At 56.7% G+C, this 25,678-nt stretch carries 12 protein-coding genes and 2 pseudogenes; 4 read left to right on the forward strand and 10 right to left on the reverse strand.

The features are described from left to right. Window positions 1-183: 183 nt before the first annotated feature. Window positions 184-1,372 (forward strand): annotated as a pseudogene (locus IAE38_RS01695) (NnrS family protein). On the opposite strand, the gene IAE38_RS01700 reads toward IAE38_RS01695, so the two are convergent. The 5 genes from IAE38_RS01700 to IAE38_RS01720 form a co-directional block, all read right to left on the reverse strand. Then, window positions 1,369-3,630 (reverse strand): ATP-dependent DNA helicase, encoded by a 2,262-nt coding sequence (locus IAE38_RS01700; RefSeq protein ID WP_201215471.1) that lies wholly within the window; start codon window positions 3,628-3,630, stop codon window positions 1,369-1,371. The pseudogene IAE38_RS01695 and the gene IAE38_RS01700 sit on opposite strands and share 4 nt — an antisense overlap. Further along, complete coding sequence (locus IAE38_RS01705; RefSeq protein ID WP_201215535.1) at window positions 3,627-5,276, reverse strand: VRR-NUC domain-containing protein; 1,650 nt, start codon at window positions 5,274-5,276, stop codon at window positions 3,627-3,629. The genes IAE38_RS01700 and IAE38_RS01705 overlap by 4 nt, the downstream gene beginning before the upstream one ends. Window positions 5,277-5,366: 90 nt before the next feature. Continuing rightward, entirely contained in the window at window positions 5,367-6,695 is a 1,329-nt protein-coding gene (locus tag IAE38_RS01710) for an aminotransferase class I/II-fold pyridoxal phosphate-dependent enzyme (protein WP_201215473.1), read from the reverse strand. Then, window positions 6,695-8,080: a hypothetical protein gene (locus tag IAE38_RS01715; RefSeq protein ID WP_201215475.1), complete on the reverse strand. Its 1,386-nt coding sequence runs from the start codon at window positions 8,078-8,080 to the stop codon at window positions 6,695-6,697. The genes IAE38_RS01710 and IAE38_RS01715 overlap by 1 nt, the downstream gene beginning before the upstream one ends. 505 nt (window positions 8,081-8,585) lie before the next feature. Beyond that, on the reverse strand, window positions 8,586-9,608 hold the full coding sequence (locus tag IAE38_RS01720) for a zinc-dependent alcohol dehydrogenase family protein (protein WP_201215476.1): 1,023 nt from the start codon (window positions 9,606-9,608) through the stop codon (window positions 8,586-8,588). A 205-nt stretch (window positions 9,609-9,813) separates the two neighbouring features. On the opposite strand from IAE38_RS01720, the gene IAE38_RS01725 reads away from it, so the two are divergent. Continuing rightward, on the forward strand, window positions 9,814-10,728 hold the full coding sequence (locus IAE38_RS01725) for a LysR family transcriptional regulator (protein WP_060481905.1): 915 nt from the start codon (window positions 9,814-9,816) through the stop codon (window positions 10,726-10,728). Between the two features lie 495 nt (window positions 10,729-11,223). Continuing rightward, window positions 11,224-12,939, forward strand: coding sequence for a DUF6119 family protein (locus IAE38_RS01730; protein WP_201215478.1), 1,716 nt, complete (start codon window positions 11,224-11,226; stop codon window positions 12,937-12,939). A gap of 293 nt (window positions 12,940-13,232) precedes the next feature. Here the strand turns inward: IAE38_RS01730 and IAE38_RS01735 are convergent, their stop codons facing one another. Next, window positions 13,233-16,898 (reverse strand): hypothetical protein, encoded by a 3,666-nt coding sequence (locus IAE38_RS01735; protein ID WP_201215480.1) that lies wholly within the window; start codon window positions 16,896-16,898, stop codon window positions 13,233-13,235. 660 nt (window positions 16,899-17,558) lie between these two features. On the opposite strand from IAE38_RS01735, the pseudogene IAE38_RS01740 reads away from it, so the two are divergent. Next, a pseudogene (locus IAE38_RS01740) lies at window positions 17,559-17,750 on the forward strand (type II toxin-antitoxin system YhaV family toxin); the annotation flags it as partial. A 210-nt stretch (window positions 17,751-17,960) separates the two neighbouring features. Here the strand turns inward: IAE38_RS01740 and IAE38_RS01745 are convergent. The 4 genes from IAE38_RS01745 to IAE38_RS01765 all read right to left on the reverse strand — a co-directional run bounded on the left by IAE38_RS01745 (window position 17,961) and on the right by IAE38_RS01765 (window position 25,639). After that, the gene (locus tag IAE38_RS01745; RefSeq protein WP_201215483.1) at window positions 17,961-19,730 is read right to left on the reverse strand and encodes an alkaline phosphatase family protein; all 1,770 of its coding nucleotides are present in this window, start codon (window positions 19,728-19,730) and stop codon (window positions 17,961-17,963) included. Between the two features lie 5 nt (window positions 19,731-19,735). Next, window positions 19,736-20,860 (reverse strand): DUF4062 domain-containing protein, encoded by a 1,125-nt coding sequence (locus tag IAE38_RS01750; RefSeq protein WP_201215485.1) that lies wholly within the window; start codon window positions 20,858-20,860, stop codon window positions 19,736-19,738. 139 nt (window positions 20,861-20,999) lie between these two features. Beyond that, the gene (locus IAE38_RS24205; RefSeq protein WP_442968249.1) at window positions 21,000-23,387 is read right to left on the reverse strand and encodes a UvrD-helicase domain-containing protein; all 2,388 of its coding nucleotides are present in this window, start codon (window positions 23,385-23,387) and stop codon (window positions 21,000-21,002) included. After that, window positions 23,384-25,639 (reverse strand): AAA family ATPase, encoded by a 2,256-nt coding sequence (locus tag IAE38_RS01765; protein ID WP_201215487.1) that lies wholly within the window; start codon window positions 25,637-25,639, stop codon window positions 23,384-23,386. The genes IAE38_RS24205 and IAE38_RS01765 overlap by 4 nt, the downstream gene beginning before the upstream one ends. Between the last annotated feature and the right edge of the window lie 39 nt (window positions 25,640-25,678).

Genomic DNA, 25,678 nt, shown 5'->3' on the forward strand with positions numbered 1-25,678 from the left:
CAAGTGGCCAGGGCAATCTTGAAACGAAACGAGTCAAAGCGACATGATGCGAGTCATTCGGACTCGCGGCTGGTTGGGTCATTACGACCTTGAGCAGTGCCATCACCTTGATATTCAAGGGCTGCAGCATTGGCACAGATCCTGATGTTACCTGAATCATCCTAGTAGATCTAAGGCATCACCATGCTCGTACCCCTGATGGAGTCCCGCCGTTGCCGCCCGCTGTGGAACCTTGCGTTCCGCCCGTTCTTCCTGGCCGGCACTGTGTTTGCGCTGATCGCTGTGACGGTATGGGCAGGCACATTGGCCGGCGTGTCCGCACCCGTGCCCACCGGCGGCATGCTGGCCTGGCACCGTCACGAAATGCTGTACGGCTTTACCGCAGCCATCGTCGGCGGCTTTCTGCTAACTGCGGTACAAAACTGGAGCGGATTACCCGGCCTGCATGGGAGAAGCCTTCAGGCACTGTTCTTGATATGGCTGCTGGGGCGCGCTGCCTGGTTTCTGGAACTGCCTGTTGAGTGGCTTGTGGTGATCGAGGGTGGTTTTCTGCCTTTGGTGACGTTGGCGCTGGCCAGGCCAATCGTGCAGCGGCGGTTGCGCAACAACTACCCGATTGTCGTGCTGGTGTTGGTTTTTACGGGCTGCCAATGGCTCACCCTCGCAGGCGTCCTGCGCCAGGACGAGCCGTTGCAGCGGCAAGGCGTGTTGGCCGGGTTGTGGCTGGTGGCTGGTGGCTGCAATGATGACCGTATTGGGTGGCCGGGTGATTCCGTTCTTCACCCAACGCGGCCTGGGCAACATGACGGCAAGCACACCACGCCCCTGGCTGGACCGCAGCTGCCTGGTGCTCAGTGTCACGGCGGCACTGGCCATGGCAGCAGGCTTCGGCCAGGCGCCCCAGTGGGGCCTGGCCGTGCTGTTTGGCTGCCTGTTCGCCTTGCACGCTGCCCGCCTGCTGCTGTGGCATGACCGCAGGCTTTGGGGCATACCGCTGCTGTGGTCGCTGCACCTGGCCTATGCCTGGCTTGCCGTGGCCACCCTGGGCATGGCGTTATGGCACGCTGGGGTGAACGTCAGCCCCAGCCTTGTGACCCATACATTGACCGTGGGCGCGATGAGCGGCCTGATGCTGGCAATGATGGCGCGGGTGAGCCTGGGGCACACGGGCCGCCCGTTGAGCGTGCCGGCCAGCGTAGCCGCTGGGTTCACACTGCTGCACCTGGCGGCGCTGGCGCGGGTGATATTGCCCCTTCTCACCCCCCTGGCGTTCAGCCTGTCTGCCTTGTGCTGGTGCATGGCACTGCTGTTGTTCGTGAGGCATTACCTGCCGATACTGTTGCAACCCCGGGCGGATGGCCTGCCGGGTTAGCCGATTGCAGGCGGCCACCAACCGGGGAACATCTGCTGGACCCGGGGTTCGGTGAAGCGCTCGTCAATCAGTACCAGCACGCCTTGGTCCTGGTCCCCGCGTATCACCCTGCCCGCCGCCTGGATGACCTTGCGCACCCCCGGGTACAGGTACGCATAATCGAACCCTGCACCAAACTGCTGGCCCAAGCGCTGTTTGAACTGCTCATTGACCGGGTTGACCTGTGGCAGGCCCAATGTGGCGATGAACGCCCCGATCAACCGCGTACCTGGCAGGTCCACACCTTCACCGAACGCCCCACCCAGTACCGCAAACCCCACACCCCGGCCATCGGCAACGAAGCGGTCGAGAAAACCCTGACGGGCAGCCTCGTCCATGCCAGGCGCCTGGGCCCACACGGGCAGTTGCGGGTGCTGCTGTGTCAACAACCCGACCACTTGCTGCAGGTATTCGAAGCTGCTGAAAAACGCCAGGTAGTTCCCCGGCTGGGCCTGGTACTGCTGTGCAATCAACTCGACGATGGGGGCCAGCGAAGCGTGACGCTGCTGATAGCGGGTGGATACCTGGCTGGCGATGCGTACCTGCAACTGCTCGGCACGAAACGGCGCGGCCACCTCCAGCCAAGCGGTGTCGGCAGGCATGCCCAGCAGGTCACGGTAGAAGCGTTGCGGGCTCAGGGTGGCGGAGAACAGCGTCACGCTGCGTGCCGCGCGCATGCGTGGGCCCAGCAGCCGCGCAGGGTTGACGTTGCGCAGGCACAGGGTTGCCAGCCGCCGCTTGCGCGGGCCCTGGCGCACGGTGATGTCGAACAGAAAGTGTTCATCAAACAGGTCTGCCACGCGGGTGAACTGCAGGGCCTGAAAAAAGAACTGCAGCAGCGCCGGGTCAATGTGCGCAGGGGCCTGGTTCATCTGTTCCTGAATCAACCCCACGCACTGCTGCAGGGCGCGTAGAAGCCCCTCTGGCAGGTGCTCGCTGGCCTCATAGGGCGCACGCTGTTCCTTGTACAGCGCATTCCACTGCCGGTTCACACGGTCCAGTGCGCTGCCAAGGCCTGGCGGCTTGGCCTGGCGCAACGCGTGCAACTGGCCTTGGTCCAGGCTGGCGCTGTACATGCTGCGGCCGCGCTCCACCAGGTTGTGCGCCTCATCCACCAGCACCGCTACCCGCCACTGGTTGGTTTGGCTCAACCCGAACAACAGCGCATGCGCGTCGAAGTAGTAGTTGTAATCGGCAATCAGCACATCGACCCAGCGTGCCATCTCTTGCCCCAGGTAATAGGGGCACACCTGGTGGGCCAGGGCCACTTCCCGCAGCCGGGCACGATCAAGCAGGGGCAAGCCGGCCGCCGCTTGCCGTGCGGCAGGCAGCCGGTCGTAGAACCCGGCAGCCAAGGGGCAGGACTCACCATGGCAAGCCTTGTCGAGGTGTTCACACGCCTTGTCACGGGCGATCAGTTCAAGTGTGCGCAGGGCGGGCTGAGGGGCGCTGGCGGTGATCTGGCCGATAGCGTCCAGCGCCAACGCCCGCCCTGGAGTTTTGGCGGTCAGGAAAAACACCTTGTCCAACTGTTGCGGCACCATTGCCTTCAGCAGAGGGAACAGTGTGCCCAAGGTCTTGCCAATCCCCGTACTCGCCTGCGCCATCAGGCAGCGCCCGGTGCTCACGGCTTTGTACAGGGTTTCGGACAACTGCCGCTGGCCCTGGCGGAACTGCGGGTAGGGAAAGGTCAGCGCCTGCAACCCGTGGTCACGTTCGGCCAGGCGCTGTTGCTGGTAATATGCCCACGCCAGAAACCGCTGGCACTGGGCCTCGAAAAACACCTGCAGGTCGCCCGCTGTGTAGTGCTCGCTGATCAGTGTCTGGCCATCGTTGTCCACGTCCAGGTACACCAGCGCCACTTCGATCGCCGGCAGCTGCCGGGCCTGGCACATCAGCCACGCATAGACCTTGGCCTGGGCCCAATGCAATTGGCGATGGTTGGCGGGCTGGCGCGCCAAGTCGCCGCGGTGGGTCTTGATTTCTTCGAGGCGATTGCAGGCAGGGTCATAGCCGTCGGCGCGGCCGCGCACTCGCAGGGCCTGGTATTCACCTTCCAGGAGGATTTCCGATTCGTACCCAGCCGCCCGGCGTGCGACCACCCGACGATGGCCTTCGATGCCTTCCTGTGCGGTGGGCGATGGCGTGAAGCGCAGGTCCAGGTCGCCCACCTTGGCACTGAACTCGCACAAGGCACGCACCGCCACACTGTAGCTCACGCCGCATCGCTCCAGCGCACGTGACACACCGCCACCGGTAGACCATGGGCGCGGCAGAACTCCAGCCAGCGCAACTGGTTGTCTTGCAGGCGGTCACCCGGCCCTTTCACCTCGACCATGCGGTAGCGGCCCTGCTCTGGCCAGAACTGGATAAGGTCCGGCATGCCGGTACGGTTGTTGCGTATGTCCTGCAACAAGCGCAAAAAGCATTGCTTGAGGTGCTCGCCGGGCAGGCACGCCAAGGCTTGCTGCAGCAGCGCCTCGCTGAGCATGCCCCAAAACACGAACGGTGACTGCAACCCCCGCTTGGCCGCATAGCAATCGAGAATCGCCTGCTGGTGGCTGCCGTCTTCGAGGCGGCCCAGGCAGCGCGCGAAATCCTCACTGCGACGGTGCTGGAAGTCACTGTCATGCAGGTCCTGCGGCGCCGCCTGGAACGGGTGAAAGAACGCGCCCGGCACCGGCGCAAAAATGGCCTCCCAGCACAGCAGGCCGAACAGGCTGTTGAACAGCGTGTTCTCTACGTAATGCACCTGGCCGCCCGCCTGCGCCAAGTGCTGGCGTACGGCCTCTTCAACACCCAGTGCTGCATGGGCCCGGGGCAGTTCCAGCTCAATCAGCTCCAGCGGCGCCGCCCGCTGGCGGCGCTGCGGTGGGCCGCCAAGCTTGCGCGCCAGCCGCGGCAGCATGCGCTCCAGCGCCTGCACTTCCAGGGCGTTGGCCGGCGCCGCTGCCAGTTGCAGCGCCAACGCGTGCGCCTGGGCCCAACACTGGGTGCGTTCCAGCACGCGCACCTGGCGGATGCGTGCCTGGGCATGGCTGCACTGGGTGTACACCGCCATGGCCTGGTCCCACTCACCCTGCCGTTCACACTGCTGGCCGAGCGCAAACAATAGCCGCGCCTGCCGCCGTGCCAACCATGGGTTTTCACTGCGCAGCCCCTGCAGCGTTGCCAGTATCGACAGGGTGTCGTCGCCCTGGTCCAGCCGCTCGGCGCATCGATGCAGTGCCATGGCCAAGTCCAGATCAGTGCGCTGCTGCAGGGCGCGAGAGTCGGCACTGAACGGCACGTGTTCGTAGCGCATCACCCCGAGGTCGGCCAGCACGAAGTCGGACCAGTCCTGGTAGAGGTTGCCGAAAAACAGCAGGCGTATCCGGTCGCACACCGGTTGCAGGCACCACTCATAAATGCGCACGCCAGTGGCAGGGAACCATTCGGCCAATGACCGCGGAGCCAAGGCCATTTGTTGCAGGTGGCTCAGCCATTCATGCTTGGCCGCCCGCGGCCGGCTCAACCGGTCAGCGAAGCAGTTGGCCAGTTCGTCCTTGCGCAACAGGGCGAACAATTGCTCAAGTTCAAGCCGCTCGGGTTCGCGTACCCAGCCTAGCGCCTGAAGCGGTTGCAGGGCCTGGTAGGTATCGCCGATTTCGTCATACTCAAGGCGATCACCGCGAAACAGCTCGCCCTTGCGCATCACCATGCGCACCAGCAGCGCCTGGGCAGGCGCCTCAAGCTGAGTGAAGGCAGCGATGAAAGCCTTCTCCTGCTCATCGAGGAGGTCTTCGTAGCGCTGCCCCACCCACGCCAGCACCTGGCGGAAGTTGTGCAGGTAGTAGAAAGGGTCGTCGACGGAATGGGCAATCACGGAGATCAGGGCAGGCGGCGGCACTCAGGGACACTGTTTATACATACAGACCTGCCAGCCTGGCAAGTGCCGCGGGTCGGGCCATACAGGCTAGCGACTGTCTGCGGCCCTCGCCAAACGCTCTATAGCCGCCTGTAGTTCCACCGGGTCGTCGCCCAGCCACCCAAGCGCCAGATAATGGCGATAGCGGCCTTGCAGGCTGAACTCCACCCCAGGCATCGCGTACAACTCAGACCCTGCCACGGCAGCCATCACGCGGGCCCACTGCGGTACCCGGCGTAGGCGTACCCATAACAGCAGGCCACCCTGGGGTGGGTGCACAGCAGCGCTTGGGCCGAACTGCAGTTCCAGCATACGCGACAGGGTTTGCGCACGCCGCAGCAGCCCCGTGCGCACCTGAAGCCACTGGGCGTCGACCTCACCTTTGCCGAGCATGCAGGCGAGTGCCAGCAGCCGCAGCGGTGCCAGCCGGTAGGCACGCTCGATGAAGGCCTGTTCCAGTACCTCGGCAGGGCCCAACACATACGCGTAGGGCACCTCCGGCCCCAGTGCGGCCTCGAATCCCCCCAACACCAGCAGCCAGCGCGGCTCTACCCAATCGCGCAACCGGGTGGTCGGCGGCCCGGCGTGGCACAGGTCGCTGTCCAGATCGTTTTCCAACACCCACAACGGGTGCTGTGACAGCAGGTGACCGATCTGTTGCTGGCAGGCGGCAGCTACCAACCGGCCCTGGGGCATGCCCAGGCAGGAAGGCATGACCACCATGCCCACAGGCTCGCTGTCGAGCAGGCCGGCCAGTGCGCGCAGGTTCGGGCTACCACGGCCATCCACGGGCACTTCGAGTACGCGTAAACCGGCGTTGGTCAGGGCCCGCAGCACCTGCCTGCAACACGGGGACTGCACCAGCACCGTGGCACCCTCCAACGCCAGCGCCTTGAGCAGTGTATCCAGCAGTGCCGTCACGTCCGGCGCCAACTGCACGTCACCCGCGCGCCAGTAGCGGCTGCACGAGCGTGTGTAGCGCTCGGCCAGTACCAGGCGCAGGCGGGCACTGGCAGGGTCTGCCCAAGGGCCCGAAGTGCTCGCTTTCTGCCGGGCAAGCCGCCGCTCATGGTTCAACAAGCTGCCCTGCAACACCGGCCGAAGCGGCAAGGGTGGATGGCCAGGCATGGTCGCTGGCAACTGGCTGGGGCCACTGTGCACGAAGTAGCCCGACCGTGGCAGGCACTGCACGCGGCCCTCTTCTTCGAGCAGGTTGTAGGCATGCTGCACGGTTGCCAGCGATACCTGCAGCCTGCTCGACAGGGTACGTAACGAGGGCAACCGACAGGTACCCGCGGCCAGGGCCTGGCCGATCAATGCTTCCAGGTACCTGCGCACCTTGCGGTAAGCGAACTCCCGGGGCATGTCGCCCTGCATCAGGTGAGCTCCGCCAGGCTGCGCGGTCGGTTTGGCAGGCACCGGGGCAACAGCCTCAGGTGGATGTCACGGCGGGCCAGGTTACTGAGTACGCGCCAGGCTGAAAGCGGCAGCCGCCCTTCGTATATCCACTTCAGTTGCCCCAGTTGCAAGCCGCTGATGTTAACCAGCCAGGCCTTCACCGCCTCTGGGCAGGGTTTGCCCTGCAGGGCCCTGTGCAGGTAGGGCAGCGCCACCAGCATGTCGGTATGGCGACACTGCAAAAAACGCTCGAGGTTCTTGCCTTGCCTGGCAAAGGGGTTGAAGCACAGGCACGTCAGTTGACCATGGTCGATACCATAGGCCTTGCCCACCTGCAGGCTTTGCGAGTCTCGCCGTTTGCCCTCCGCTGCCGGGCACGCCAGGCGCAACGCCGGGCGACCGGGCTGCGGTTCCTGGCTGCGGGCGCGCAGATCGTGCAGCTGTGCCAACGCCACAGGGTCGACAAATGCCCCGAAGGGCCAGGCATCCCTGGCAGTTTCGTCGATGGAGCCGAGCATCACGTCAAGCTTCTGGCCCTCCAGTAACTGCTCCAGAAAATCGTCCATGGGCATCACCCGCACCGATGCTGCTTCGGTGGTGGCTTGGGGTTCAGGTACCGCGTGGGCCGCCGTCGGTGCCTGCGCGGCGTTACCCAGGCGGATGAGCGCCTGGGTCAGTGCCCCCAGGCAATGGTGCGTTTCATGAACACCTCGCTCGCCCGCCAGCAGCAGGCTACGCCGCGCCCAGGCCAGAAACCGTCGCCGCTGGCGTGCGGCAATCGCAGTGACCAGTACATCCGCACTGGCCTGTGACTGCAGGGCAGCACCCACTGCCATCGCCACCTCCAGGTGAAGGCGGCTACCCAGCAAGGCCTCTGGCCTGGCGTCGATCAAATGCCCAAACACCAGCATGGCATCCTTGGCAACTGTCGAGGCCGTTGGCTGTGACACGCCGACGCTGCTGAACGGCACCACCCCTCGCCCCTCCATCATCTGCAATTGAACCCGTGGGTCATCCTGCAAGAACAGCGCGCTGAAGTTTCGCTCATGACAGGACCTCAGCGGTTCGCCCGCCGCCGGCAAGCTGACCACCAGCACCCGCAACTGGAACGTCACCGGCCCGCGCACGGCGATGCTCAATTGCGCAGCCCGGAGCATGGCCAGCAACCGGATACTGCGCCGGTCACTGCCGTGCAGTACCAACAAACGAAAGGTGCCGATATATTCTGCGCCCCCCGCAGCCACTAACAACCGCTGTATCAACAACTGCAAGGCCGCGCGCTGGGCTTGCGACATATGGTTCAACAAACGCTCCAGCACTTGCTGGTAGATATAGTGCATCGCCTGGTCGTGAATAGCAGTCACGGTATCACCTCATCAACTTCATGCGGCCAGCCCTGCCGAACACGCTTTTATTGTTCCGGCACGCTGCGGGGTCCCCCGCGAGGGGTACGACAAATCGGTCAGGGCACACGCCCCATCACTGTCGCCATACCATCGAGAACACCGCAATACGGCGCCGCTTCACTGCTGCACATCCCCCTGGACCAGGCCTGGCCATGTTCATCACTCGCTCCTTGCGCAAACTATCATTAGGCCATTATCGAGGTACGGAAAACGAATTGAAGATACAGATAGGGGTAAAAAAAGCAGTCAGCAAAGATGAATAGACAGCTTGATGAGTCGACCGAAATAGTTCAAGCGAGGATAGTTGGCGAGATATTACTAACAGTGAGTTAGTCAATCTCTGGAATGTAGTCCAGCACTGTTATAGTTGTAGGAATGTTCTTTTTTTATAATAAATGATCGTATGATATCGCCCACAAAAAACCCGGGGCCAGCCCGGGTTCGTGGATGAACGGCAGTGCGCTCAAGGCTGCGACAAATCAAGCACCACACGCCCGCCACATGGGCATTGGTCCATGTACCGGTGCGCCTCCACCACCTGCTCGAAGGGGTACACCTTGATGATTTGCGGGGTCAGCAACTGATCGGCGGTGAATTGGTTGATATCGCGCAGTGCGCGGTGCAGCGCCACTTGGTCCTGGGCAATGCCAAGCTCGGGCTTGCCGGTAAAATTGCCGATGCAATGCACATGGAACTGAATGTTTTTCTGGAACGCTGCGCAAGCTGGGAACGGCGTCTGGTTACCGCCTTGCAGGCCATACAGCACAAGGCTGCCACGCGGGGCGAGCACGTCGCCCAGCAACGACATCTGTGGCCCGCCAAGGCCGTCGAGCACCATGTCCACGCCGCGCCCGTCGGTGTATTTGCCCACCTGCATCACCAGGTCCTGCTCCTCGGTGACGATCACCTTGTCCGCCCCCAGGCCCAGCAGGTATTCACGCTGCTCGGCATCTTTGGTAGCCGCGAACACCTTGAGCCCCAGCGCCTTGCCCAGCTGAACGAAGGCCGGCCCTGCACAGTGGCTGGCATCAGTCACCAATGCCGTCTGCCCTGCCTTGGCGCGGGCCAGGTCGACATAGGCAAAATAGGCGATGAGCAACGGCGTGTAGTGCACGCTCGCTTCGATGGGGCTGAGTACATTCGGGTAACGGGTGATTGCCGAGCGCGGCAGCACGATGACGTCGCCGTATACCGGGTGGTCGTTGGCACTGGTGGCCGGGAAACTGGCCACCCGATCGCCAACAGCGATATCGTCAATGCCCTCCCCGACCGTCGTCACCACGCCGGCCATCTCATGACCGATGCCGGCAGGCAGCCGTGCACGCGACGATGCCAGGTTCTGGCGCCAGAGCACGTCATACCAGCTGATACCTACCGCTTCAACGCGGACCTGCACCTCACCGGCGGCAGGCGTCGGCTCGGCCTGCTCCTCGCAACGGAGCACGTCGGCAGCGCCGAACTTGTGGAAACGGATCATGCGGGACATCGCATACCTCGCCTGTGTGAAACGCTAATTACCATTGACTCTATCCGGGCTTTAGCGGTTAGGCCATCAGTGGTCATTAATAGTCGACATGCCTGTCATCGATTGGGCACCTGACTTTCCCTGGCATTGGCCACCTAAACGGGTGCAGGTTACCAGCCTTTGGCCTTAAGATTCACCCCTGCCCCCATTCAGGCGAAGCGCACCGATGAATCGAAACGACCTCCGTCGCGTAGACCTCAACCTGTTGATCGTGTTCGAAACGCTGATGCACGAACGTAGCGTCACCCGTGCTGCCGAAAAGCTGTTCCTCGGCCAGCCGGCCATCAGCGCGGCGCTCGCACGCCTGCGCAACCTGTTCGACGACCCGCTGTTCGTGCGCACGGGCCGCAGCATGGAGCCCTCCGCCCGCGCCAACGAAATCTTCGCCCTGCTGTCCCCCGCGCTGGACTCCATCTCCACCGCCGTCAGCCGCGCCGCCGAGTTCGACCCCGCCACCAGCAACGCGGTATTCCGCATCGGCCTGTCGGACGACGCCGAGTTCGGCCTGCTGCCGCCGTTGTTGAAACGCGTCCGTGCCGAGGCGCCGGGGATTGTGCTGGTAGTGCGGCGGGTCAACTACCTGCTGATGCCCACCTTGCTGGCCTCTGGCGAGATCTCGGTAGGTGTAAGTTACACCAGCGAACTGCCTGCCAACGCCAAACGCAAGGTATTGCGCCGCAGCAGGCCAAAACTGCTCAGGGCCGACAGCGTGCCAGGCAGCATCACGCTTGACGACTTCTGCGCCCGCCCCCATGCGCTGGTGTCGTTTGCAGGTGACCTGTCGGGGTTTATCGATGAAGCCCTGCAGGAGCTTGGGCGCAAGCGCCACGTGGTGCTGGCGGTGCCGCAGTTCAACGGCCTGGGCAGTTTGCTGGCAGGTACCGATATCGTCGCCACGGTGCCGGACTATACGGCGGACGCCCTTACCGCCGCTGGGGGGCTGCGTGCTGAGGACCTGCCGTTGGAGGTGCGGAGTTTTGAATTGCATATGGCGTGGCGGGGGGCGCAGGATAATGACCCGGCGGAGCGGTGGTTGCGGTCGCGGATACAGATGTTCTTCGGGGATCCTGAGAGTCTTTAGGTGTCGTCGAATAGGCTATTTTTCTGATTACTTCTGCCTTTCCACAGACCATGGAGCTCCATTCACTTCCACTGGGTTGCTACATTGGGGGCAAATCTGAGGGTATGCTTTGGATGGTTTGAAAATGATACCCCCAATCTAAGGTCCATCTGTAGGGGGCCGGCGACCACACCTTCCCGACTCCACCGCCGAAGGCCATGGTGTTCACTTAATACGCGGGCAACATCACCCTTAATGCTGGAGTTCGGAAGGTGACTTTGCCGAACGCTTACAAACAGAAATGCTCAACATCCTTCACCAGCGCCCTCGTTATCCCGCTCAAGTAATCGCTGCCCACACCAGGCCACAATCCTGCCCTGTACCTGCCTACTGCATCCAGGTCCTAGTCACTGCCGCCTAGCCACCAGAATATCGGCACTCATTGCAATTTGATATCACTGTAAGCAAAAATCGGATCCAAATATGTCTGGATTGGTCATTTGCTAAGGGGTGGTAATGAGCAGGATTAGCGTCAACTCAATCACGGTGCGGCTACTGAAGCCGAACCTAGATCCAGAGGATGGCCTCAGCCCGAAATATGGGCCAAGCGGCGCTAAGGAGTTGAAGGGGCAGGACTGGGAGGGTGGCGGAGAAGGCATCCTCTACTACGGCCAGGTGTATGACCGAACTCCTGAATGGCTGGCCCTGCTCGAGCCCCACATCTCAGACCCTCTTGGAAGCCTGCACTCCAGCGGTTCTGCAGCCATCCTCTTTTTGTACGTAGAAAACCGCTGCATGGCCCTTTGTTTTGGCTATGCCCACCTCGCGCTGGAGGAAGATGCCTTCGTTCACCAATTTGGACTGAAGGTGGCGCTCAACACTGTGCCGCGAGGTAGCTTGCTTAGCCTTGATCTCGCAACTCCAGACGCGGTGACATTTCAGAAGCGGATACAAGCCAGCAAACTCTCGGATTTCAGTCAGTTTGGTATGGACACACTACGAGACCTGGCCAGGGTGGCGGGCGGTCAGCCCAGTGACGATGGATTTGCCAAGTTTGTTGCCGGCAAAGACGCGCTAAGCCTAGACGCCCCGCTGGCTCCGTCCGAGTTTCACGACAAGTGCGCGGAAATTCTGAAGGCTTATAAGTCAATCGCCTACAAACGCGATTACGCCTGGTTTGACAACGTCAGGGAGGAGACCAGTTCTGAGCGGTTGAAGATCTTGGATCGGCAGCTCTATAGCGAGATTCGTGCGATCCGCGGAGGCGCCAACAGCCTATTGCACATGTCCCCTCCAGAGATCCTTGATTACCAAGAGGGCGCAGAACTGGGGTACACCGGTTTTGGTAGCCGCAAGTGCGAGTTCACCAAGCTATCCATCACCGATTACGTGGACGAGCTAAATCGGCTGACCTGCACTCAAACGATGGAGGTCATGAAGTCCTCGCACCGGGTCCGCTCCGTGAGCCAAAAGTCTGGCGAACCGATTGGCTGGAAGGTTTATGACTGCCTGAACTGGGAGTGCACGCTAACCAAGCCGACGCGGACGCACTACGTGCTATTTGCAGGAAAATGGTACGAAATTTCCGCAACCTTCAAAGATCTGGTCGAAAAACATTTCGATAGCATTCCGGATTTCAGCATCATCGGTCGAACCTCATGTCTGAACGAAGAGGAGCTGATTGCGAACATCACTGCCAAGCGTCCCGACCTGATCAAGCTAGACCGTACCAAAATCAATCCCGAGGGTGTCACTTCGGGCAACCTTGAGCCTTGTGACTTCTACTCAAACGACAAGATGTTCATCCATTTGAAAGATGGCGGATCATCAGGGCCCATAAGCCACCTGTGGATGCAAGGTGTGGTCAGTGCTGAGGCCTTCGTGGCAGATAGCAAATTCCGCACGAAGCTGAAGGACACCGTCGCGAAGACCAAGGGTGGAAGCGCATTTTTGAAGTCACTCCCGGACGGGCGAAAATCTGACTTCAATCGTAGTGACTACACAGTAGTGTACGGAATCATGCGGCCGCCCTATAAAGGCGGCTCTTTGGGAATCCCATTCTTCAGCAAAGTGAGCTTCATGGCAGCCTGTGATCGACTGCGTCGCACGGGTATGAAGATCGGCAAAGAGCTGATCGAGAAAATTTCACCTGCGTCAGTTGCATCAACTAAGACGAAAAAAGCAAAGGCCGCGACTAAGGCAGGCGCCGCGAAGCCCTCCAAAGCGCCTTGAAACCCTCAATGAGCTTGCCAGTGGGCACCGCTTCCCTTCAGATGGAGCGGCCCACTCACTGCTCGTCTACGTTTATACATTCCCTAGGCTCTGTGCGAAGAAAGATGTCGCAAACACCGCATGGAACAAGTTAGGGAGACTCCATCGATGGCGTGGGATTCTACAAAACCTCAGCGTTCGTGGCGCGGCGGTTGGTTTTTCGGAATTTCGTACAGAGCCGGGTTTAATCAGGTGGGTAATCAATTCCGCGACACCAAAACATTGGTATGCCAGTACTTCAGCATCGCAAATTGTCAAGACTGCAGATTCAATAACTGGTGATAAAACGTGACCGGAACCTGATTCAATAGCCGCACCTCTTTGTAGTAACGAATATGAGGACTACTTCGAGTCAAAATCCTTACAAGCGAAAAATGAGCCCCCCGCTCAAACCCATCATAAGAAAGACCTTGGATAAACTTACAATACCTGTCGGACAAACTCGCAAAATTAGCAGCAGCAACATAGACAACAATAAGCACGGTACTACAACCAACCGAGTTATAAAGATGAATCTTGTTCATGTGCTCGCGAATAACGTTCCGCTCAATCGCTTTCAGCCTAAAGGCTTCAATAAGGGCTATATATCTGTCGCCTTTATCCATTATCCAGGCGTCTACTTCTCCGACGTCATCACCTGACGCAGAACTGCCGCTACGGGACTGGTCGCGAACCGTCCATCCAGCGAAGTTCATGCGTTGGCGCAGCAATGAGACGAGCCAGTCATTGATTGAGTTCTCTTTTGCGAGAGGACTAATATTGGACGACGCCATTTTATATGAACGCCTCAAATGCATGCGTCGCAACAGCAACTCCAACCCAATGTGGTCAATCACATCAAGCAGATATTCATCTAGAGTACTGGCACTATCACTAAAAACCTTCACCTGATCAACGGCCTGCATATTGCAAATGTTACGCCATACGCTTAGCGGATCGCTACCCGATGAAAAAAGTCCATCAATGCTCAGAGCAACCGTACTTCTTTCAGATAACTCACCCTCAAAAATCGAAGCCATTTTTTCTATTTCATCCGGTAGGTTCTTATGAAGGCTTCGCACACGCCTCATGCGGTCAAACGCTTCACCGGTACGCCCGACACACTTTAGATACTCACATCTTAACAATGAGATTTCTACGTTATCCTGCTGTTTAATGGAGGCTACACTCCAGAACCTTTCGAACACCTCCATATTAAGCACTTGCAAACTTAGCTTTAGAATATAATAAAGATCCATATCCTCTAGCGAGGACAGCTTAAGGTTTTCATAGGCACAAACCCATCGATCACAGTACAAGTACCACTCGATATTAGCGTCGACTTTTGCTTTTTCGAGGGCCGCTCTAACAAGCCCACTCATCTCCCTGATAGCTCTTGGCCGGAGCGACATACGCTCAAAACGCCGAAGCGCACTTGACGCATCAACTTCTATCTCAGCAGTCGCTAGCAGGTATTCGCAGTAATGCTCGACTTCTGGTAAATGCATATCATCGCTGCGCCTAAACGCCTTCAATTTTTCGAATCGTTCGACAGCAGACAGACTTACGTCATCAAAGACCTCTTTGAGCTTAATTTGCGCGGACAAACCATTCAAGCGCTCGCCATGCGATCCATGGCTACTCTTCCTCGCATACTCAATGTAATAGCTTGCCATTTCGTGTTGACCATGATTTGCTGCCTTAGTAATCAACTCGTAAATCTGCGGCATCCAATGAAGTTTTTCGGAAGCGATCCCTCTAACGGATATCTTCGATTCGATCAGCGCTTTCCGCCTCGGCGCGTCTACTCTTTCAAGCAATGTATATATCGCCGTCAGTGGAACGTGCTCGCTAGAAATTAGCGTAACCAAACGGTCAAACATGCTATCGTTAAATAGATTGGAAGCCACGCAGATCTGTTGCCACACTCTAATTGGACTGTATTCAGAGTTATCTACGAAGTAATCCAGTGCGCCCGAGTACCGGCCACCGCCAAAGCCAAATTTTTCAACTATTGAAACTATCTCACCCTCACTATCGCATACACTCTCCAACTCCGCTCCGGCAGCATGCAGCGTCAGCAGCAACCTCAGATGCATTCTGACACCCGAGATAAAACTTCTCAACCTATTGGAATCACCGCTCACACCATCTGTAGACAGGTCTTCGAACACATAAATCAGCTTCACCCGTTGAACTTTTGACAAGTTGCGATACAAACAGACCCAATCAAGTTCATCGAAAGCGACAGGAGCCTCACGCTCGCTACACTTCTTCTTAATCAAAGCATTCAAAACCGCCAAGTAACTCCTTGCCAACTGGATGGAAACAGATTTAAGCGCAGACGCTTTGTTATCCCGCATACCTGAAGTTGCTTTCAACATCCAAAAAAGAGCAATCCACTCGCCTAGCGGAATTTGGCCAGGCTTTGTACCTCTTTTTTCCAGACGAGACTTGACAACCCCTACAAACGACTCAATGTTAAGTGGGAACAGTTGAACCTGCGAACCCGAGACATCCACATATTTAATGGCCATGATCGCTTTATTGAGGGCGGGCAAACAAGTATCATCAATAGACTTCCCATGCGAAGAGCCGCCCAACTCCCCCTCTACAAGCCATGCAATAGCTTCAGCTAAATGTTCTAACCCACTCATAACTTGCGCAGCGCTGAAATAGCCGGAATAGGACCCAACGTATATATCTAACGCTTGCGCCCACAGAAGATTCTTCCAAATCTTGTCATAGGCAATCTTTGAAGAATTCAGCTGACGGATCCGCCGTATACTCCAATACACCTCGATCAGACCAATATGATTAGTTGGAAAAAACGAAAGCAGCATGCACAAATATTTTTGTTCTATTGCAGACTCAAGCAACATCCCAATCAGCCTTGGCAGCTTTGGCGCACACTCAAGCAGCTTTTTGGTCAAAGGAAAGCTACTATCTTCACCGTACCAGTTATTCTCGCTTCGAATGATAGTAGCAACTAGACTTCCACTTAACCCTCCACCACTATGATTTCCCCATCGCGTGCTGTTGCCCCACCATTGAGCCTTTTCATATAGAGAGTCATCTTCGCCTGCAGGATCCATCAGACCTTTGATCAACCCCAGATCCAATTGATCGGGATGTTTGCGTCGACCTGCTCCGTCACCGCTGGCAATTTGTCGTACGCCGCGCTGGCCAAGTACCACATCTACGGCACATACGGTCCAGTCGTCATTCAGGGATTGGTCACTCAATACATAATCAACACCTGCTTTCAGGAATTCTTCCTTATCGATTTCAGGCCTATCAAAGTCCAAGTCAAAAATGAAGTTCCACCCCGTCACCAACCTCATTTTCAGAGTGTAGGTCGCGAACGCTTCGTCTACAGTATTTGATGCTCTCAAGAGCTCCCAGACTTGCGACCCAACACTCTCCACTTCGCGCGTGTCTATTGAAAGTAAAGCGTATTCACCCCGACGCTTCAGATACGGTTCCAGCAGCACTAGGTCATGAGAATTGAGCGCGCTGTAGGTGATTTGTAATTTAGGGGCCAGTAATCCTTCCCATCCGATCTGTACATCACGCAAGAACTGAAGCGCATTGAGTTGGGCTCTCAATTTCGATGGCATGTCTGATGCCACCTCCATCGAGGCCAAAACCTTGAGATAACCATTCGGAAAGCTGATTGCTCTAACGGCCTCCAGCGCCTCAATATCAATGGCGTAGGCCAGAAATAACTCGCCCCCGTCTTCGGTAGGCCAGCCTAGCCTTCGCTCCAATAACTCTTTTACCGTTCCACGATTCAATAAAGGTGGGTAAATCTCGGACGCAGCAATCAGTTCGGCAACCCGTTGATGCTTTTCGTTAAAAATTTGTCGACTGGGTGGATTATCGCGCTCATAAAGAGACAGCTTCCGTTCCAGATCTTTAATTAACTCGTACGATCTCATCTCTGCTTCCAAATCTACCAGTACGCTGCGTGTTTTTCGCTCTTTCCGAGAGAAGCGTTACTCCGCTCTCCCCAATAAGGTTTAGGCACAGTGTGAAAAGTCTTGAGACGAAGGTCAAGGAAGGCGAAAACAGCCGAGGAAGTGGAGTTTACGCATTGAGCATGAGCATGAGCATTCCGAGGCTCTTTTCATCACAGCGTCACCGAGTATCAAGGCCTTCACACAGAGCCTAGCACCCAGTTTTGCATATTGCCGCCTCGCCTTCACTCATTGATCTTCCAAACGTTGAAATGACCGGCACAGGCTCGGTTCAGTAGAATCGGGGACAGCAATAACGCTGCTCAGGCAAATGGCGACGTTGTGCCTCGGTGTAGCCACAGGACTCGCAAATGATTTTTGGTATCCGGGCAATTTCTGAACTTAACGCCAATAGGTCAGGCGCCACTGATGGGGTCTTGTTCAACGCCAGGCACCGCTGCGATGCGCACCTGCACCTGCCGGTGTGGCGCGCTGTCGGGCGTTGAGTGTCGTATCTTTCCGCCCGTGGCGATAGGTGCTGACCACCTGGAAGCCTTCACGGCTCTCGACGCAACAGTGCCCCGTTAAGTCGAGAGCGTGTGGATTTATTGTCAGGCTACCGCGAGCGCGGCCTAGAACGTGATCGACAGGCGCTTTCGGCTGTTCTTTCGCTACGACTCAAGGTCCAAGGTCATCGTCTATGCATGGGTCAACGACGAAAATACCCTACGGTCCGCAGGTGAGTTCGCCGGACGCTTATACATTGGTGATAAACTCATAGGCCTCAATAGTCCCATTCACCGTAGGGGTCTTGCTCGTAACGCCAATCCCTGATGACGATATTGCCGTTTATAACTAGCGGCTCGACCTCAAAAGTGACACAGCAGGTTTTGTGGGCCTCCAGAGTATCCGGGATATATGCAAGACCAGACGGGAAAGGCCCATTGCTAATGATGGGGTCGTCCTCTGTCCTTTCATGACAATGAATAATGGCGAGCACACGTGAAAACAGAACAATGTTGATCCCGTCCTGGTGCTGAACCACTATTTCTGAGCCGGATGCACCGCTTGCAGATGGTTGGAAAAACCTGCCTCAGTTTCACAACGCCACGTTGCCCACAGCTTGCATCCCGTCTCGCCCCCAATGTCCAACTCAAACGCCAACCAGTTCCGCGCCGGCATCACATACCGATTAAAACCGGGGAACAACATCATCTCGACACAGTGCTGCACATCGATTGATTGGACCTTGCTGGCGGTATGGTTAAGCAACTGCAGAAAAAGTCGTTCGGCCACACCGATCAGCGATGGGTGCACCACACCTGATGAAGTAAACTGCTGAATCTGCGCCCAGTTCGACGTCGGCGGAATATCCCGCCGGTAGCAACTGCCCCACGCCGCGACATGCACATCCCCGGAAGCAATGGACACCCGCAGCATTCTCTGCTCGGCAATACGGGTCAGTGATTCTAGCAGCCGCTTGCGCTCCCCTTCGTGATCCCCGTGCGACCAATGATCCTTGAGATCATCAGCGTTACTGTCCAGCACATGATCCTGCCCAAACGTATCGAGCAGCCCTTCAGCCAGCGACAGCTTGGGATGCGCGACTGGCACCGAGGACATGAAGATCAAGTGCTGGCATTTGCTTCCAGGATGAGCAGGTTTACCATCACGGAGCGTGTTGAGCCAAGCCTGCATGGCAGTCCAGGTATCGGCCCCCAGTACCTGGGTCCGTGATCGCTCAGTGCGCAAATCCGCCACAAACAGCGATACCGGCCCCATGTGATAACCGAAACTGAAGCCCGGCTGATCGTCCAGGAGCGGCAAGGCCAATCTATCCCCTTGCAATAAGGCACTCCATTGCAGCGGCGCATACTGGGGGTCCTGCTGGGAAACGTTGGCACGCTGGAGTGCTTGCAGCGGCGGCAAATCTTCTAGGGCGTGTTGCAACTGAAACACCCAGAACGCCTTGCGGGCATGACGCATCAACACCTGGAACAACTCACAATGCTGCATGGCCGGGCTGTAGGACCCCCAACCGTCGAAGATGTCGTGGTCGTCCCACATCATCACCGTAGGTATTCGCGCCATCGCGTCAGCGGCATCCAGGTTCAGCTTGGGGTGCCCCCAGTGGCGCCGTGTATCGGGCAGCCACCGCTTGGCATAGAGCTCAAAATAGTAAGACTCGATCTCCTTCTCCAGTGCCGCGCTTACCTTGAACGCCAACTGCTCCTTGCGCGACAGGCCGACCCACTTCTTGAGCGCCTTCACGTCCTCCCAGATCGAGTCGAAGTAAATCTGATCGCCCCCCATCAGCAGCAATTGAAACCGCTTCAACCCCTTGTCATGGATTCGCCCTTCGTGCCAAAGCTGTTCCTTGTCCAGCACGTAACCTGGAGCACGCAAGTCACTGTCATGGTTGCTGATCAGATCAGCCCAGACTGCGTTTTCAGGACGCACCAGCTTGCGCATTCCGCTAGGGTCAGAAAAACCGTTGCAAGAAACATAGGCCATTCTTGGGGCATAGTCTCGACCGGGAACGGAGAACTGCCATTGCGGCCCTTCATGCCCTACACCGAACTGAACCGTGCGTTCCTGCGCCTGCTGATCACAGCTCAGGTCATAGCGAAGAAGAGTTTCCTTCGCACGCACCAGCAACACTTTCGGCGCGGGGCACGCCCGGCCTTCAATGGACAGCGCCGGGAATGCCGAACCGCTGGCAACCCCGACCAACGCGGTCACTTGCCACTGCCCGGTTTTGCTGGTGCCTCGAAAGGACAACACCGGCCCCACGGTAAAAAGTGCTTTAGACATCCCTGTTATCTCCCTTCAAGTTCAGCCGCAATCACCTTGACAATCTTGGCGCGCGACGCGGCTCTCTTGGCCAGCCTCTGCGCTTCACCTGTTTGCTCCAACCACTCTCTGAATCGCTGGAGCGCGTGTCGCGTTTGCGATGCATCGCGACAGTTGGCCAGGAAAGCAAACTGTACTTGCTGGACCTCATCAGCGACAAAAACACCAAACGGCCCACTGACAACCGTGGCATCAGGAAAGCCTAACAATGCAGTGGCCTGTGTCTGCGTAGCGCCACGATGACAGGCGATTAAATGCAAGGGGCCTTGCGCGTCTTTCAGCAGATCCGCTTGTTCATGATCACGAAGAAAAGGTTTACCCACCAACTCACGCGCAGCGGCAACCGTGAGCGCAGCCGGGATTGCATGGACCAGTACAGCGATATTCACCCCAGCAATGGGCACAACGGCAAACGCTTCGCTAACCGGGGCTTTGCCACCATTGAGCGCCTGTAGTAACACCGTTTCCATTGCTCGCTTCCGCTGCCGAAAGTCCATCCGCGTCCAATCGAGCGCCTGGCCCATATCGAATCGACTCGAAGCTGCAGCGGTTACCCCCCGCTGGGTCAGCACAACCAACGCATCGAAAAGCGCCTCGCGAACGCGGGTACGCAACTGCTCAACGGTTGAGACCGTTCCACCCCTGAAGGGTGTCTGCTGTTCAATAAAGTCCTGGAAGCGCTGGTTACGTGCAGCCTCCGCTCCCCGGCCATCGCCTACAGGGATCGTGGGCATCGCGATGAAGCGCACCTTGCCGCGCGTGGTGGCAAGCCCCTCCATGTACTCCGCATGGCAGATACCGATGTCGCCGTCACCACTCGCCCAGCCGGCGTTTCCATTGGACAACACCAGCAGCACATCGCAATCTCTGACTGCCTGTAAACAGGCGTCCCAACTGTCCTGCATACCATCCGAAGGAGGTGCATCTTCGTTAATCCAAACCTCAAACACCTGCTTGCCAAACAGCTCGGTGCCTTCTATCTCACGCTTAATCTGCTCTCGAATACTGCTGAGTGTTTGATCGCTGTCAGCGGGAAAGCGGTCGTTACAACGACTGGACAGCATGACCTTTATTTTCTTTGACTGGGCCATCCTTGCTCCTGCCCCCAATCCCGAGGCCTCAAGATTCTTTCATCAATGAATACCTTCCAGGCCTTTCTCCAGATTCACCTGTCCAAGAAGCCGGAGGTAATGTGGTGCCCACCTATCCCAATCGATCTCAAAGACCTGACTATCCCTCTTCTTGGCCGCTGGGTTGACTTGCCAGTTTGCTCCAATCCGAGGTATAGGTGACAACTGTGCCGGTTTCGGTACACGTCAAAGAGATCTCTGCATTTAGGTTGACGCTCAAATCATCGCCGCGAATTCCCTGCCACTGTGCCAAGTACCGTAATGAACCGAACTTTCGCATTTTCTTCAACGTTCGAGAAGCGCCGCCTTTCCAGTTCAATACGGGGAGAACACCGGCCCTACACTGCTCCGCCAACTGCGGGTCTCTCCGAGCAAGTCGGCGGCCAATTTCCCAGCAGTTAATCAGTCCTCGGTCACGCTCTTCCCAAACCTGCTTCCAGCTCAGGCCTTCGCGATCTGGCTCGCAGATAGACCGATAAAGTATAAGGCCTGCAGGATCCGAGCGCTCTACTATCTCTGAGCTTTTGACACCCGAAAATTCGTCTGGGACAACGTTAATCTCCGACTCCGCGAACCAGCCACTTGTTTTTATTTTTGCCAGCGCCAACTCCGGGCTTGAAGACCAGAGCACTAAAGCCAGGCTTTCACGTGCGCGACTACAAGTGACGTAGAGCAAGCGCAACGTGCGATCGATGGACGTCTCCCTTTTTTGCTCTACATTATTTTCATCAGTTTCGCTTAAACCCTCTGCTCCGAATATTTTGTCATAAGAAAACAGAAAGCCGCCTGCTTCCTGATCATCCATGACAACTAGGACATGCTCAAACTCTGAGCCCTTAACTACTTGATGAGTAGATAGGTTGGAGTTTCCCTCAAGATAATTTTTGTATCTCCCGACTTCACTCCAGCGCGCTTTGAACAAAGCATGCCAGCCTCGTAGCTTTCTGTCTTCAGAAGACTCTGGGACGCCACGACCAAAAACTTCGGGAGGCGGCTCGATATCTTGAAACGCCTTAGCAAGACGATCGTCAACATCGAATAGACCGGCACTAATAATTGGCTCGAGGATTTGCCTGACGGTCGCATCCGTCTTTGCACATAACTCTGCAAATTCCTTGACCGCAATGTTCATCTTCGCAAGCTGCTCTTTTTGAAGATCGGTATCGATTGATAACCGACTTAGTCGATCAAATCGGTGCAACACCTCCATCACTAAGAACTCATCCACATCAGATCGCCCATCGAAGCAAGCAGCCAATGCCGTGACTTCACGTAGGAGTACCCGCACCGCAGCAGGCCCTGTATTCTCACCACTGCCTTGCGGAGCAGTGGAGTCGGGATCTATAAGCAATAGTGCATTGAAGACTTCAAGAAATCCCCCACGACGGGCGGCAAGTCTGTGCTCCAAAGCTAAAATCTGAAAGCCCTTACTTGGACTACCCCATTCGCGATGGCCTGAAATCTCAGTCATTGCCTGAGCGCATCGAGCTTCGCCGGCAATCTTTGCGTCGGCCGACTGGGCTGTGTTACCGATGAAAATCCGTACGGTGCCTGCATTTTTTTCTATTCGTGAATGTTGCTTCACGCCTACCACCGGTTGCGTCCGGCCATCCATCTCGGTTTCCCAGATGTGATTGATCAACTCCACGATTCGCTTCTGGCTACGGTGATTCATCTGCAATGCAGGACGTGCCCACGCTTCGGGGATCAAGCCGGGTAAATCCTGGTGACCATCAGCATAAATCCGCTGGCGGTGGTCCCCAAGAAAGCCCAGAGCCAATCTTGTCGACGTTTCTTCCGCTACTTTCATTAGGGCACCAAGCATTCCCTTCATCGTATCTTGAGATTCGTCGATAAGAATTACCGGATGTCGATCCGCTAAAATTTGCCTGAGCGTAGGGCGCTCCGAAAGCAGCCATTCCGTGATTGCAATGATCTGCGCATGTTGTAGGGCACCTTCACCATAGGTATTACGGTCTGGATGATAGATAAATCTCGGAATGGCTTTGATGGCTTCGGCTTTTTCCTGGAGGTCCTCAAGAATACGTTTATCCTTGGAGGTAGGGCCTCTCAGCCGCTGCGCAGCGGTCTCTTTTGCCTTTTCAAGATTCTGAGCATTGATGCCAAGCAGCGCTTCTCGAATGTCGTCATCGAATCCCCCGATCAACCCCCAGCAAAACCCATGAATGGTGGACACCTTAGTAAGTTCATTCTCGCCAAGACGACCGTTTATCACGGATATCGCATTTCTGGTATACGTGATTACACGGATTGATTGCCCGCGGGATCGCAGCCGAGCAGCAAACTGTGTACCAGCGTCGTGAGCTTCCACTCCCGTCAGCCGGCGCAGGGTCTCAACAAGCGTCCGTGTTTTACCGGAACCGGCACCCGCAAACAAAAAGAAACTTCGAGGCTGGGGGGCGGCCAAGTAGGCAGTGACTTCGTCGACAACACTCGCATCACGATCATTTCCCTCTAAAGGCGTCATGGCTGCTCCCCCGTTGATACTGGATTCAACTCTGATTCCAGCCATGCGAGTGCCTCAGTAATGTATCCGGGACAAGCAAGCGGCGCCCCAAGGGAAAGCTGTTCAAAAAGGGTCGCAGCAAAATCACCCTTTTTGAAAGACCCCCGAAGCATTTTATGCAGACTCAGGTTCAACAGCTGTAGATCGGAATGCTCCTCCGCCTCCCGAGCAGCTCTCCCCAAAGCGCCCTTCTCATCGATTTTGGATTTAAACCACTCAAGATTGGTTAGGATGAAGGAGTCTTCGAACGAACTCGGCCATGGACCGCCAACTGGAATCGGGACCTGCCAGGCAAATAAAACGCGATTACCCTTATGACCAGTCCAGATCTTCTCATCTAGCTTGAGCTCAGCATAACCCGAGAAATTCTTTAGTTGAGGATGCCATTGAGCAAGCGTGTCATTTGCCGACATCAATATTGCCGAATCGGAAATTGCGGTCGCGACCCAGGTGGTCTTACCCTTCTCGCTTTTCGACTCACTAACGGGGTCAATATCCGTGATAACCACAGTAGGTATGCCCAATCGCTCTACTAATGGTTTTAGTCGGTGAGCATGGCTCCCTCCCACTCCTAGGAAAGACAGATAACGACTGCTCAATTCCTCAAAATCACGATCTATGAAAAACGGAACAAGCATCCTCTCGGCGGTCCCCTCAACGAAGATAGCGGCGTCCGCAAATAGAAGGTCAGTATGTTGTACCTGAAAATATCTCTCCGCAAATATCCGGGTAGCTGCGTCGGCGCCAAAGGTATCTGCCAAGTTGATAACCTCAGCACTGGGCATTTCTTCAGGCTTGGTCGCCCGAACACGACGAACGTAACGGAGGCGACTGAAGCTCCCTGAGTGGGCCATATGACTCGAATGAGTACTAAGCAAAATCTGGCTGGAAAGGTGAGCGTCCGCAATTTCCTTTGGCGTGATGAGCTCAAATGCTCTCTTGGGGAAAATCCTCTGAACCTGAACATGAAGATGGGCTTCTGGCTCCTCGATTAAGACAAGATGCACCGCTGCCGGCGCGCCTTTTTCGGGACGAAGGCGAGTTTCCCGAAAGGACACCAATTGGTAACTGAGGGATTGAAGATTCTGGTAGCCAAGACCAATCGCATGCTCGGGAAGAAACTCATTGGGCTGACCGTCCAGGCGATATTGCACAGCGGTGCTGTGGTCTAGCAGGTCGGCGGTCTGAATTCGAGTCCGAAAGTGAATTTCCTGAGGATCATGAAGACCTGGGTAACCAAGTTTTCTGACATCCTTGATCGAAGGCTCTAGGGCAGTTCTGATTTTTTCATCAAGTGCCCCTTGGGCGTTGGCTACCGCCAGTACCAATTCGGGGTGATGCCCAGCGCCAGAAGTAGAACTATTCAGATGACGACGAGCATATTGCAGCATCTGGTTCGAAAAAAGCCCGACGCGATGCGGGTCGGATCCAGGACGTGCATCAGCTTCCTCTGACCCAAGTCCTCGCTGCGCGGCAATAAAATTGACCTTGATCAACGACGAGAGATGCGTGCGCTCGATCGGTTTCGCGTATGGAGAAAGATCCTGTGGCTTGCTTGACGGATTTCCTGACAACGGCCCTTTCGCTGGATCTAGCCTATACGCGATCACGTGGCTGAGATCACCAGGAAAGCGCAGCCAGTAATCCAACAAATCCGTCGGCCATGGCCTTGCAGCAGAATCCAAGGAGCGAACAAGCTGTCGAGCTTCACGGTATCGCCACGCGAGCTGTTGAAGATCATCAATGGTAGTCGCTGGCTCTAGCCGTAAACGGACGCCTACAGCGCCGCCAGCCCATCGTAAAGATGGCAGGAAAGGACTGACTACATGGTAGGCGCCAGCCTGCGCATTGAACCACAGGTCTAACGTTGGCATGGTCGCCAAAAAATCCTGAAGGTACTGATGCCAGATCTGTGGGCTGGTATCACTCGATGCAGGTGGTTCGTCAAGCGCTTCCCAAACTTCACCAAGCCTGCGTAACGTGGACCACTGATCCACGCTCAAGTCAAATGCGCCAAAAGCAGGAGAATCAGCTAAGAATTTCCTCAGGGCCAATAGAATTGAGGTCTTCCCGCTGTTGTTCGCTCCGACCAAGATAGTGGTTTGAGGATCAATCTTGAGCTCGATAGCCCCTAATCGACGAAAGCGATTTATCTCGACGTACGCGAGCTGTACATGTGGGCTGACAGCAACATTTTTTTCTTCGCCAGACATCAATACTCTTCCTTGAATACAACCGCATTGGGGGAGCTC

The organism is Pseudomonas sp. S32, assembly GCF_016648095.1.
GTDB classification, from domain to species: Bacteria; Pseudomonadota; Gammaproteobacteria; order Pseudomonadales; family Pseudomonadaceae; genus Aquipseudomonas; species Aquipseudomonas parafulva.